This is a genomic window from Bosea sp. 29B, from assembly GCF_902506165.1.
Classification (GTDB): domain Bacteria; phylum Pseudomonadota; class Alphaproteobacteria; order Rhizobiales; family Beijerinckiaceae; genus Allobosea.
In genome coordinates this window covers 519,729-532,152 of the sequence record NZ_LR733817.1, presented here as the reverse complement: position 1 = coordinate 532,152, position 12,424 = coordinate 519,729, and the positions used below count along the sequence as shown (strand labels likewise).

Below are 12,424 nucleotides of genomic sequence, written 5' to 3'. Positions count from 1 at the left end.
AGATGAGCGGAAGCCAGCGCGTCATGCTCGGGCTCGACCCGAGCAATTCAGTCCAGAAGGAACTCCGATCAACGCGTTCTCGTCACGTCATTCTCGGCTCTTCGCTGCGCCTGGGCCGAGAATGACGCGTGTTGAGGCGTCAGCTGAAGATCCGGAAGCGGCCCTTGGTCTCGCCCGGCGCCTGCTGCTCCGGGCCGGGATCGTCGGGCGCATGCGCGACCGGAAAGACGACCGGGGCGGGCTTGGCCTGCTGCGGTGCCGGCTTGGTCGTTGCCGGAGCGATCTCGACGACCGGCTCGGCCGGGGGAGGGGCGGCCGCAGCGACCGGCTCAGGCCTGGTCTCGACCTTGGGCTCCGGCTTCGGTGGCTCGGGCGCAGCAGGTGGGGCGAGCCCGGCGGCGGCGGGAACCGTCACTGCCTCCGCGACCTCCGCCTTGCCTTCGAGCAGCGGCGCAGAGGGGTCGTCGAGATCGGCGAGGACGTCGTCGTCGAGATGGGAGCCCTGGCTGCCGAGCGTCGCCGGCGGGACGGTCCAGACGAAGGCATCGAGCCGGCCCGAGATCGGCGAGACCGGCAGCCATTGGTCGGAGACCAGGCCGTCGGCGACCCAGGCGGCGTCGCGGGGGGCGCGGGTGGCGCGCGCCAGCCATTCGCGGACGCGGCCGGTGGCGCCGTGCTCGGCCTCCTCGAGTTCGGCCATCAGCAGGCAGGCGCGGACCGAAGCGCCGCCGGCAAGCAGCGGCTTCAGGGTCGAGCGGGCACGGGCGAAGTCCTGGGCATGGATGGCGGCGCCGGCGAGAGCCAGCACGCCCTCGGGATCGGCGGGCCTGAGCTTGGTCAGCGTTTCCGCCCGGGCGAGGCGGTCGCGGGCGCTGTCGCCGGGACGGACATCGAGATAGGCGCTGGCGATGTCGGGATGCGAGACCTGTTTCCAGGCGGCTTCCAGCAACCGAGCAGCCTTCTTGATGTCGCCGCGCTCCGACAGCATCCGGCCGGCGAGGGCGGCAGCGGGGGTGAGGCCGGGCGCGAGCTTGACCGCTTCGAGCGCGGCGGCGAGCGCTTTCTCGGGCTCGCGATCCTTCGCTTCGAGCGCCTCGGCGGCGAGCAAGACGGCGCGCTGGCGCTTGGCCTCGCCCTTGTCGGCGAGGCGCAAAGCGGCGCGGCGCTCGACCGCGGTGCGGGCTGCCTGCCAGTCGCCGGCGGCGGTGTGGAAGTCGAGCAGGGCGTCATTGGCCCAGGCGAGCGAGGGCGAGCGGCGCACTGCGTCATCGGCGAAGGCGCGGGCAGCGGCCATGTCGCCGCGCCGGCGGGCCTCGACGAAGAGGCCGCGCAGGCCGAGCACACGTGTCTCCGGCTTCTCGAGCATCGCCTTGAAGGCGGCCTCGGCCTGGCCACGATCGCCGGAGAGCTGGGCTGATTGCGCTTCGAGCAGCAAGGTCAGCGGCTCGTTGGCGACGAATTTGCGGGCATCGACGGCATGGCGTCCAGCGGCGATGGGATCGCCGGCGCCAATCGCGACCATGCCGCGCGAGATCGCCTCGAAGCCGCGAGCCCGGCGCCGGGCCCGCGAGGCGAAGCCGAAGGCCGAAGGCAGGCCGAAGACGAAGCGCATCACCGCCCAGGCGACCAGAGCGAGGAAGGCGAGCACGACGACGCCGATCGCCGCGATCGCGACGCTGGTTTCGATGCGATAGCCCTGCCAGAGGATCGAGACCTCGCCCGGCCGATCGGCGAGCCAGACGGCGCCGGCGGCGAGAGCGGCGATGACGAGGAGATAGACCAGTACGCGAACCATCGGGATCTATCCTCTCAGCCTGCCGTGCCCAGCGCCGCGACCGCATCCTGCGCGATGCGGTTGATCGTCGTCTCCGCGCTCGCGCGCTGCTTCAACGCCGCACCGAAGGCTTCGCTGCCGCGCCGCGCTGGCTCAGGCAATTGCGTCCAGAGCTCGGCCGCCTTGACGATGTCGTTCTGGGCGAGCGCACCCTCTAGCCGGATCGGCAGGGTCGCAGGATCGCTGGAGCCGGAATCACCCACGGGGCGGATGGTGACGATGCGGCTGGCGAGACCGAGCAGCTTGTCTTCCCAGCTGTTCGCGGCCGGCGTGGTCTCGCGCACGAACAAAGCGTGGTGGCTCTTGAACTGCGCCAGCAGCTTGTCGCGCGTCGGGACCCCGGTGCCGGCGACGGCGGCGAGCGCCGTCTTCTGATCGGCCGGGATATCGCCGAGCGCGGTAAGATCGGCCTGGAAGGGCCGGCCGGAGCCGATCGCGTCACGGATGCGTTCGGCAAGGACGACGCGGGCGGCGGCGAGCGCTTGGCGGCTCGGCTGGGCGGCATTCTTGGCTGCGGCCTCGACGCCGGTGAGGCGTTGGCCCAGCGTCGCGGCCGCATCGCGGGCGGCGGCGGCCGTGCTGTCGGCGCGGTCGAGCTTCTCGTTCAGCCCGGCGGGGATGGCTGCGCCGGCGGGGGCTGCCTTGGCCAGCTCGGCGAGCCGGGCGGCATTGGCCTGCGCCTCGCTGCCCGCCTTGGCGGCGCTTTCGGCCGCCGCCGCCGCCTTGCGGTCGATGGCGCCGATCGCGGCGCTCTGCGCCTGCAGGCTCTCGACGCGCCTGGTGAGCTCGGCCAGCCGCGCGCCCTCATCGGGGCCGGCGAGGCGTAAAGCCAGCAGCACCAGGCCGGCGCCGATCACCCCACCGGCGAGGCCGGCTAGCGCGACGGTCGGCAGGCTGTAGCGGCGCTGCTGCTCCGGCACCGGCGGCGGCGTGAACTCCTCAGGAAGCGCCTCGGTCGGCAAGACCGCTTCGGCGGCGGTCTCGATGCGTTCGGCTTCGGCTGCGGTCGTAGCCGAGGCGGCAGCCTCCACGGGAGGCGTCTCCACCGCCTCTGTGGCTGCGAGCTCGATGGTCGGCGGCGTCCGGCCGGAGCGATTGCGGCGCTTGCCGGTCTGGCCTTGGTCGCTGCTCGGTCCCGCCGTCATCTCGTCCTTGTCCGCCTTGTCGTCCGCCGCTGCCGGCTCCTTAGCATCGCCGGTCAGCAAAGTGCGAGCGGGAAGCTGATCGAGCGCGGCGAAGAGCGCGGCCTCCTCGGGATGCTCGGCGACGAGCACGGTGTCGGACCCGGCCGAGATCAGCGGTGCGGCGATCGCGGCCGAGAGCGCCAGCTGCGGCAGGGCCTGCGCCTGCTCGGTGAGCCCGGCCTTGCCGGCGAGGTCGAAAAAGACCTCGGCGCTGCGCGGCGAATAATGCAGCGCGGCATCGGCCGAGCCGTCGCGCAACACATCGGCGGCAGCAGCGGGCAGGGCCTCGACCGCCTTGGCTTCATAGGCGGTCCAGATCGTCACCTCGTGGCCGGCGTCGCCCAGTTGCTGCGGCAGGTCTTCATGCCGGTCGCGGCCGGCGACGAGGAGCAGCTTCCGGCCCTTCGGCACCTGTTCCAGAATCAGCGCCAGCAGCTCGGCGCGTCCACCCCTGGCGCTGTGGGCGGTGAAGCCGAGCTTGCCGGCGGCGTCCGCAGTGCGCGTGCCGACACAGAAGGCGGGCAGGGCGCCGCGCCAGCTCTTTGGCAGGCCCTCCAGCGCCGGCACGGCATTGGCGCTGGTCAGCACCAGCGCGTCGAACGGTCCCTTGGGCGGCTTCTCGCCTGTTGGCAGGACCTGAAACAGCGGCGCGACCACCGGGTCCTTGCCACGCTCGCGCAAGCTCTGAGCGCTGCGCTCGGCATCCTCAAGCGGTCTGAACACCAAAACGCGCATATCGTCTCCTCGGGCGGGCTCAGGCCGGATCGAAGCTGCCGGGCTGGATACGGACGCGAGATCCGCGCCCGATCCTCGCTCCCTGCGCGGCCTCCGTGACGGAACCAAGGCATTCGCCGACAAGGATGGCGTAACCGGCGATCGGCATGTCCGTCATGTGCTGCGAGGTCTCCGGTTCTGTGCGGATGGGCCGGCGCTGGGCATTGGCCTTCTCCTTCATGCAGCACTATACGGAGGAAATCCCCGCGCGAAACCGCGCACCTCGGCGGCAGCCCGGCGACCAGTGCCGATGCCCGCCCAACACCATGAAGAGCATGCGAGTTCTGGGCATAGAGACGACCTGCGACGAGACGGCCGCCGCGATCGTCTGCGTCGAACGCTCCGGCGAGGCCAAGATCCTGTCGAACGAGGTTCTCAGCCAGATCGCGGCCCATGCCGCCTATGGCGGTGTCGTGCCCGAGATCGCGGCGCGTGCCCATGTCGAGGCGATCGACCGGATCGTGGCACGCGCCTTCGAGAGCGCCGGCATGAAGCCGTTCGAGATCGACGGCGTTGCTGCAGCGGCCGGGCCGGGGCTGGTCGGCGGCGTCATGGTCGGCCTCACCACGGCGAAGGCGATCGCTTTGGTGACGGGCCGGCCCTTCATCGCGATCAACCATCTCGAAGGGCACGCGCTGACGGTGCGGCTGACCGACGACCTCGCCTTCCCCTATCTGTTGCTGCTGGTCTCCGGCGGGCATACGCAATTGCTCGCGGTGCGCGGTGTCGGTGATTATCTCCGGCTTGGCACGACCATCGACGATGCGGTCGGCGAAGCCTTCGACAAGATCGCCAAGATGCTCGGCCTGCCCTATCCGGGCGGCCCTTCGGTCGAGCGCGAGGCGCTGAAGGGCGATCCCGAGCGCTTCGAGTTCCCGCGGCCGATGAGCGGGCGGCCCAATCCGGATTTCTCGCTGTCGGGCCTGAAGACGGCGGTGCGGCTGGTCGCCGAGCGGATCGCGCCCTTGTCCGACCGCGATGTCGCCGACCTCTGCGCCTCCTTCCAGGCCGCGGTGGTCGACGTGCTGGTCGACCGGACGCGGGCCGGCTTGCGCGCCTGCCGTGAAGCCGGAATCAAGCCGACCTCCCTGGTCGTGGCCGGTGGCGTCGCTGCCAACCAGCAGATCCGCAACGGTTTGGTGCGGCTTGCGACCGAGGCCGGATTGCCGATGGTCGCGCCGCCGATGGCGCTGTGCGGCGACAATGGCGCGATGATCGCATGGGCCGGGCTGGAGCGCCTGCGTCTCGGCCTCGTCGACGATATGAGCGCGGTGGCGCGCCCGCGCTGGCCGCTTGACGAACTCAGGGCGCAGGCGTGAGCGCAAAAAGCCGCTACCGGACGGTGGGCGTCGCCGGCGCCGGCGCCTTCGGCACGGCGCTGGCGCTTGCGGCTGCGCGGGCCGGGCGGCGGGTCCTGCTCTGGGCCCGTGATGAGGAGACGGTGGCGAGCCTGCGCGAGCAGCGCGAGGCGCCGCGATTGCCCGGCGCGAGGCTGCCGGAGGCGATCGAGCCGATTTCCGATATCGCGGCACTGGGCTCGGTCGAGGCGCTGATCCTGGCGGTGCCGACGCAGGCTTTGCGGTCGGCCTCGACGCTGCTCGCTCCAGCGCTGCCGGAAGGGCTGCCGGTGATCTCGGCCGCCAAGGGCATCGAGCAGGGCAGCGGGCGCTTCACCACGCAGATCATCGCCGAGGCGCTGCCGCAGGCGGTTCCGGCGGTGCTGTCAGGGCCGAGCTTCGCCGCCGACATCGCGCGCGGCCTGCCGACGGCGCTGACGCTGGCCTCAACCGACGCGGCTTTGGCCAAGGCGCTGGCGGAGGCGCTGAATTCCTCGGCGCTGCGCATCTATCACAGCAATGATCCGCGTGGCGTCGAGATTGGCGGTGCCGCCAAGAACGTGCTCGCCATCGCCGCCGGCATCGCCATCGGCCTCGGCCTCGGCGAGAGCGCTCGCGCTGCTCTGGTGGCGCGCGGCTTTGCCGAGCTGCGCCGTTTCGGCGAAGCGCATGGCGCCCAGGCCGAGACGCTGATGGGGCTTTCGGGATTGGGCGACGTCGTGCTCTCCTGCGCCACGGCGCAATCGCGCAATTTCGCCTATGGCCAGGCGCTGGGGCAGGGCAAGGCGCCGACTGAAGCCGCCGGCGGCAAGCTCGCCGAGGGCGCTTTCACAGCCTCCGTGCTGGTCGAGATGGCGCGGGCGGAGAGGATCGATATGCCGATCGCGGAAGCGGTCGCTGCGGTTATAGCCGGCACGGTCGGCGTGCGTGAGGCTGTCGCGGAGCTGCTGGCGCGGCCGGTGCGGGCGGAAAACTGAGCGGAGAGGGCGCATGGCGAATGACTGGTCCGACCTGACGAAGCGCGTCGCGCGCGGTATCGCCGAGGTGCGCAAGACCACCGGTGCCGAACTGGTGGCCGAGAGCCAGCCGGTGCCGCTGGCCGGGCGCATCGCCGGGCGGGTGATCGAGCTGCGCCGCCGGCGCGCCGAGGACACCCATCGCTTCGTGCTGATCTTGCCCTTCGGCGAAGCCGAGGTCCGCGTCGAGCTCAGCCCGCAGGATTATGCCGGGTTGACGCGTGAGATGGTGCGATTCTGGAACGAGCAGGGCGAGGCGGCATCGCGGCCGCCGGTGCCCTTGAAGGAAGAGGACGAAGGCTGATGGCGCACTGGCTGATCAAATCGGAACCCTCGGTCTACTCCTGGGACGACCTGGTCAAGGCCGGCGCCAAGGGCACGCATTGGGACGGGGTGAAGAACCACACCGCCAAGCTCAACCTGATGGCGATGAAGACCGGCGACCAGGTCTTTTTCTATCATTCGAACGAGGGTCTCGAGGTCGTCGGCATCGCCGAGGTCATCAAGGAGCATTATCCCTGGGGCGAGGCCGGCCCGCCCTGGGTGCTGGTCGATTTCAAGGCGCTGAAGCCCTTGCCGAAGCCGGTCTCGCTCGCTGCGGTCAAGGCTGAGCCGAAGCTCGCCAAGATGTCGCTCGTCACCTCGTTCCGCCTCTCGGTGCAGCCGGTGACGGACGAGGAATGGGCCCTCGTCTGCAAGATGGGCGGGCTCTGACGGCTCCGATTTCCGCCGAAAGTCGCAGCAACGAAAGTGCGAGCCCGCGGCGCTTGTCGGCGAGACTTCGCGCCCTATGATGCGACCAACTTGAAAAAGGCCGGTCGGATCGCGGTGGCATCGCCGTCGCGATCTGCACGCCGGCCCTGATGACGGCCGAAGTCCGGGGAGACGCCTGTTATGACCGAGATGATCTACGATGTGCCCGCTTCCTGGGCCAAGAAGGCCTATCTGAACGACGCCAAGTACAAGAAGATGTATGCGGCTTCGATCAAGGACCCGGACAAGTTCTGGGGCGAGCAGGGCAAGCGGATCGACTGGTTCAAGCCCTATACGAAGGTCCGCAACACCAGCTACAAGCCGGGCAAAGTCTCGATCAAATGGTTCGAGGATGGCACGACCAACGTCGCCTATAACTGCATCGACCGGCACCTGGCGACGCGGGCCAAGCAGACCGCGATCATCTGGGAGGGCGACGACCCCAGCGAGTCGAAGAAGATCAGCTACGGGCAGCTCTATACCGAGGTCTGCAAGTTCGCGAACGTGCTGAAGGCCAAGGGCGTCAAGAAGGGCGACCGGGTCACGATCTACCTGCCGATGATCCCGGAAGCGGCCTATGCGATGCTGGCCTGCGCCCGGATCGGCGCGATGCATTCGGTGGTGTTCGGCGGCTTCTCGCCGGATTCGCTCGCGAGCCGGATCGAGGATTCCGATTCGAAGATCGTAATCACCGCCGATGAAGGCCTGCGCGGTGGCCGTTCCGTGCCGCTGAAGAAGAATGTCGATGCCGCCGACGACAAGGTGAAGGGCGGCATCGCGACGGTGATCGTGGTCAAGCGCACTGGTGGCAACGTCACCATGAAGGACGGCCGCGACGTCTGGTATCATGACGAGGTCGCCAAGGTTTCCGGCCATTGCCCGCCGGTCGAGGTCAAGGCGGAGGACCCGCTGTTCCTGCTCTATACCTCGGGCTCGACCGGTAAGCCGAAGGGCGTGCTGCACACGACCGCCGGCTATCTCGTCTACACCGCGATGACGCACCAATACGTCTTCGACTACCATGACGGTGATATCTACTGGTGCACCGCCGATGTCGGCTGGGTCACCGGCCACAGCTACATCCTCTACGGCCCGCTCGCCAATGGCGCGACGACGCTGATGTTCGAGGGCATCCCGACCTATCCGACGATCTCCCGTTTCTGGGAGGTGATCGACAAGCACAAGGTCAACATCTTCTACACCGCCCCGACCGCGATCCGCTCGCTGATGGGCGCCGGCGAGGAGCCGGTGAAGAAGACCAAGCGCAAGTCGCTGCGCCTGCTCGGCTCGGTCGGCGAGCCGATCAATCCGGAAGCCTGGGAGTGGTATCACCGTGTCGTCGGCGAGCGCCGCTGCCCGATCGTCGACACCTGGTGGCAGACCGAGACCGGCGGCATCCTGATCTCCCCGCTGCCGGGCGCGACCAAGCTGAAGCCCGGCTCGGCGACGCGGCCCTTCTTCGGGGTCAAGCCCGAGCTGGTCGATGCCGAGGGCAAGGTGCTGGAGGGCGCCGCCGAGGGCAACCTCGTCATCGCCGAGAGCTGGCCCGGCCAGATGCGCACGGTCTATGGCGACCATAAGCGCTTCGAGGAGACCTATTTCGCGACCTATCCGAACAAGTATTTCACCGGCGACGGCTGCCGGCGCGACGCCGACGGCTATTACTGGATCACCGGCCGTGTCGACGACGTGATCAACGTCTCCGGCCATCGGATGGGCACGGCCGAGGTCGAATCGGCGCTGGTGGCGCATCCCCAGGTCTCGGAGGCTGCGGTGGTCGGCTATCCGCACGACATCAAGGGGCAAGGCATCTACGCCTATGTCACGCTGATGGCGGGCGAGAAGCCCTCGGCGGACCTGAAGAAGGAACTGGTTTCCTACGTCCGCAACGAGATCGGCCCGATCGCCTCGCCGGACCTGATCCAGTTCGCGCCCGGCCTGCCCAAGACCCGTTCGGGCAAGATCATGCGCCGCATCCTGCGCAAGATCGCCGAGGACGAGTACGGCGCGCTCGGCGACACCTCGACCCTGGCCGATCCGGCCGTCGTCGACGACCTGATCGCCAACCGACAGAACAAGCGCAAGGCAGGCTGAAGGCTCAGGCGGCCTCAGGCTGCCCTGACCCGATCGGCCACGACCTTACCGGCGAGCATATGCTCGCCGGCGATTCCGACCCGGTTCCGTCCCTCGGCCTTGGCCGTGTAGAGCGCATGATCGGCTGCTTCGATCAATGTCTTCCAGCCAGGGCCATCGCGTCGGCCGGTCGCTACGCCGAAGCTCGCAGTGACGAGCAACTCGGTTCCGTCGTCGAGCATGATCGCCTGCTCGGCGATCGCCGCGCGCAGCGTTTCCGCGATCCGCGCCAGCGTGCGCAGGGAGGTGCTCGGCAGGACGATGGCGAACTCCTCGCCGCCATAGCGCATGACGAGGTCGTTCTTGCGAACCATTTCCGCCACCAGCCCCGCTGTGGTCCGCAGGACGTGATCGCCGGTGATATGGCCATAGGTGTCGTTGATCAGCTTGAAGCGATCGATGTCCATCAGGATCAGACCGGTTTCGATGGGCAGGTCGGCGAAGCCGGAGTCGTCCTGACCGAGACGATCGAAAGTGCGGCGATTCAGCAGGCCGGTCAGCGCATCGGTTTCGGCCTGCACCTTCAGGCGCTCGGTGAGGCGCAGGCGCTCACGCAGCTTGAGGCGCAGCGATTCAAGGGCAGCGAACAGCTCATGAATCTCGCCGCTATGCCTGTTGACACGCGTCGGCCGGTCGAGATTGCGTTCCTCGGCGAGTGCCACGATGTGATTGCGGGCCTGCAGCAGCGGGCGGAAGATGCGCCGGCGTGCGAGCACGAGCAGCAGCAGATTGGTGAGGACGATCAGACCTGTGAAGGCAACGACGAGCTGAAGCCAGCGAACGCTGCTCGCGCGGGTTGCCTGCGCGTGCGCCAGCATGTCGTCGAGGAAGCTCTCGCGCAGGCGTTCCAGCGGCGCCATCGTCGGAACGTACTGCAAGGTCATCTGCTCGGTGTTGACCGAATAGTAGCCCGTCTTTCCCTCGGCGCTCAGCCGCGCGATGAGGTCGAGCCCATCGCGGAAGTAGCGGGTTCTCGCCGCGCCGACGGCGGCGACCAGTTCGGGCGCGTCGGTGTGCAGGGCAAGCTGGTGTTCCAGCGATTGCCAGATCTGCAGGATACGCCCATGGGTCAGGATGAGTTCGTCGTAAGCCGTTACGGAGAGCGGTTCGCGCGCAGCGATCGACGGGGCGAGGAAGGATCCGAGCCGCCCGGCATATTCGCGCAGATCGCCAAGCATCAGCCCGGTCAGGGCATGCCCTGAAAGCGAGCTGTCATGCTCCGTCAGCTCGGCCATTGCGGCGACCACCACCGGCCGCATCGTCTCGACGACCCCGAACATGCCAGCGATCACGCCGCGGATCTCGTTGGTGTCGCGCTCGGCCAGTGGCCGTGCGCTCAGCCGATCCGCTGCGCGTCTTGCCGCGGCGAGGCTGGCATGGACGTTGCCCAATTTGTCGCGGGCGACGAGATGCCGGCTGACCTCGTTATCGTCATCGGGCGTGATCTCGGCCAGGGCCTGATCGCTCGATGTGCGGAATTCGGCAAGCTTGCGCGCGGCAGGACTGTCCGCCGCCGGTTCCTCGCCGAGCACGCTGTTCATCGGGCCGCGCTCGGCCGAGAGCCGGTTCGCCGCGGTCAGCACTTTCCTGTAAAGCGTCAGCGCCTCGAGATTGCGGCTGGCACGGACATAATCGCTGCCGAGAATGGTGATCAGGCCGAGCGCCAGTGCAAGCGAGAGCGCGAGCAGGACCATGCAGCCCAGAACGAGCTTGGTATCGAGGCTGGCGCCCCGCCGCGGGCGGGCGGTGACCATTATTTTGGAACGATCGCTCAACAGGGCCATGCTTCGCAAAAGGACGAGTTGCCGTTGCGTGAGCTATCGAAGGCGGGCCTTGAGATTCGGTAAACTCAATACCGTGAAAGGCTGAGGCTTCAGCCTTCGCCGGGCTTGCGGCGACCCTTCCGGCCGAGCTTCCTGCCATAGAGTTCGAGCTTGTGGCGGACGATCTCGTAGCCGAGCTTGGCGGCGATCTTCGCCTGCAGCTCTTCGATCTCCGGCGAGGAGAATTCGATCACCTCGCCGCTCTCGACATCGATCAGATGGTCGTGATGGGCCTGATCGGCATGCTCGTAGCGCGAGACGCCGTCCTCGAAGGCATGGCGCTCGATTGCGCCCTGCGTCTCCAGCAGTTTCATCGTGCGATAGACGGTCGAGAGCGACAACGTCGGGTCATGCACGAAGGCGCGGGTGAAGATGCCCTTCGCATCGGGATGATCGTCGGCCTCGGCCAGAACCCGCAGGATCAGCCGGCGCTGCTGGGTCATGCGCAGGCCCGCCTTGCGGAGCTGGTGCTCGAACTCCGTCACGCGCTGGTCGATTCCTTTCATGCGCGAGAGGTAGCAACCCTGAGACGCATTTGCAAAAATGCCTTGTCGCAATTGGGTTGCAATTGCGTTGACAGATGCAAATAGTTTGCAATAGCGTTGTGTCATTCCCTGTTTCGCTATCGGAGAGATCATGCCCTCGCGCCGTTGTTTCCTTGATCTCGTCGTAGCCACGACACTGGCGCTTGGCCTCGCCGTTTCCGCTGGAAGCGCCCTGGCACAGGCCGCGCCGGGCAAGCCGCTGCGCGTCGTCACGACCTTCACGGTTATCCAGGACATCGCCCAGAACGTCGCCGGCACGGCGGCGATCGTCGAGTCGATCACCAAGCCGGGGGCAGAGATCCACGATTACCAGCCGACGCCGCTTGATGTGGTGAAGGCGCAGTCGGCTGATCTCGTCCTGTGGAACGGCATGAACCTGGAGCGCTGGTTCGAGAAGTTCTTCGACAATGTGAAGAACGTCAGGAGCGCCGTGGTGACCGATGGCATCGTGCCGATGGGCATCAAGGACGGGCCTTATGAGGGCAAGCCCAACCCGCATGCCTGGATGTCGACGGCGAGCGCGCTGATCTATGTCGAGAACATCCGCAAGGCATTGGCCGAGGCCGATCCGGCCAATGCCGCGACCTATGCGAAAAACGCCGCGGACTACGGCGCTCAGATCAAGGCGATGGACGCGCCCTTGCGCGCCCGGCTCGACAAGGTGCCGGCCGACAAGCGCTGGCTCGTCTCCAGCGAGGGCGCCTTCAGCTATCTGACCCGCGACTATGGCTGGCGCGAAGCCTATCTCTGGCCGATCAATGCCGACGAGCAGGGCACGCCGCAGCAGGTGCGCCGCCTGATCGATCTCGTCCGCAAGAACAAGCTCCCGGCCGTGTTCAGCGAGAGCACGATCTCGGACCGTGCTGCCAGGCAGGTCGCGCGCGAGACCGGGGCCAAATATGGCGGCGTGCTCTATGTCGACTCGCTGTCGGATGCGCGCGGCGCAGTGCCGACCTATCTCAAGCTGCTCGAAGTCACCGTCGATACGATCGCGAAAGGGTTCGGCCAGTGAACCTGCAGAGCGC

11 protein-coding genes are annotated in these 12,424 nt (G+C 67.9%); 6 read left to right on the top strand and 5 right to left on the bottom strand.

The window, feature by feature from the left end; translation table 11 throughout:
• Positions 1-139: 139 nt before the first annotated feature.
• From GV161_RS02720 to GV161_RS02710, 3 genes are read right to left on the bottom strand one after another with little or no spacing between them, the layout of a single operon-like run.
• Positions 140-1,795, bottom strand: a complete 1,656-nt coding sequence (locus tag GV161_RS02720) for a heme biosynthesis HemY N-terminal domain-containing protein (protein ID WP_152011969.1) — start codon at positions 1,793-1,795, stop codon at positions 140-142.
• A 14-nt stretch (positions 1,796-1,809) separates the two neighbouring features.
• Entirely contained in the window at positions 1,810-3,741 is a 1,932-nt protein-coding gene (locus GV161_RS02715; RefSeq protein WP_159650112.1) for a uroporphyrinogen-III synthase, read from the bottom strand.
• Between the two features lie 31 nt (positions 3,742-3,772).
• Positions 3,773-3,973, bottom strand: a complete 201-nt coding sequence (locus GV161_RS02710) for a hypothetical protein (RefSeq protein ID WP_152011971.1) — start codon at positions 3,971-3,973, stop codon at positions 3,773-3,775.
• A 94-nt stretch (positions 3,974-4,067) separates the two neighbouring features.
• Here GV161_RS02710 and tsaD point away from each other — a divergent pair, with 94 nt between their 5' ends.
• The 5 genes from tsaD (at position 4,068) to acs (ending at position 8,992) form a co-directional block, all read left to right on the top strand.
• Positions 4,068-5,111 carry a tRNA (adenosine(37)-N6)-threonylcarbamoyltransferase complex transferase subunit TsaD gene (gene tsaD / locus GV161_RS02705; protein ID WP_152011972.1) on the top strand — a complete coding sequence of 348 codons (1,044 nt, stop codon included), beginning with the start codon at positions 4,068-4,070 and terminating at the stop codon, positions 5,109-5,111.
• Complete coding sequence (locus GV161_RS02700; RefSeq protein WP_152011973.1) at positions 5,108-6,106, top strand: NAD(P)H-dependent glycerol-3-phosphate dehydrogenase; 999 nt, start codon at positions 5,108-5,110, stop codon at positions 6,104-6,106. The genes tsaD and GV161_RS02700 overlap by 4 nt, the downstream gene beginning before the upstream one ends.
• A gap of 13 nt (positions 6,107-6,119) precedes the next feature.
• On the top strand, positions 6,120-6,449 hold the full coding sequence (locus tag GV161_RS02695) for a hypothetical protein (RefSeq protein ID WP_152011974.1): 330 nt from the start codon (positions 6,120-6,122) through the stop codon (positions 6,447-6,449).
• Positions 6,449-6,859 (top strand): EVE domain-containing protein, encoded by a 411-nt coding sequence (locus GV161_RS02690; protein ID WP_152011975.1) that lies wholly within the window; start codon positions 6,449-6,451, stop codon positions 6,857-6,859. The genes GV161_RS02695 and GV161_RS02690 overlap by 1 nt, the downstream gene beginning before the upstream one ends.
• Positions 6,860-7,039: 180 nt before the next feature.
• Entirely contained in the window at positions 7,040-8,992 is a 1,953-nt protein-coding gene (gene acs, locus GV161_RS02685) for an acetate--CoA ligase (protein ID WP_152011976.1), read from the top strand.
• Positions 8,993-9,006: 14 nt separating this feature from the next.
• Here acs and GV161_RS02680 read toward each other — a convergent pair whose 3' ends face one another.
• Both GV161_RS02680 and GV161_RS02675 read right to left on the bottom strand, forming a co-directional pair.
• Positions 9,007-10,806: a GGDEF domain-containing protein gene (locus tag GV161_RS02680; RefSeq protein WP_159650111.1), complete on the bottom strand. Its 1,800-nt coding sequence runs from the start codon at positions 10,804-10,806 to the stop codon at positions 9,007-9,009.
• A gap of 98 nt (positions 10,807-10,904) precedes the next feature.
• Positions 10,905-11,360 carry a Fur family transcriptional regulator gene (locus GV161_RS02675; RefSeq protein ID WP_152011978.1) on the bottom strand — a complete coding sequence of 152 codons (456 nt, stop codon included), beginning with the start codon at positions 11,358-11,360 and terminating at the stop codon, positions 10,905-10,907.
• Positions 11,361-11,490: 130 nt separating this feature from the next.
• Between GV161_RS02675 and GV161_RS02670 the strand changes: the two genes are divergently transcribed.
• Positions 11,491-12,411, top strand: coding sequence for a metal ABC transporter substrate-binding protein (locus GV161_RS02670; RefSeq protein ID WP_152011979.1), 921 nt, complete (start codon positions 11,491-11,493; stop codon positions 12,409-12,411).
• Positions 12,412-12,424: the final 13 nt, after the last annotated feature.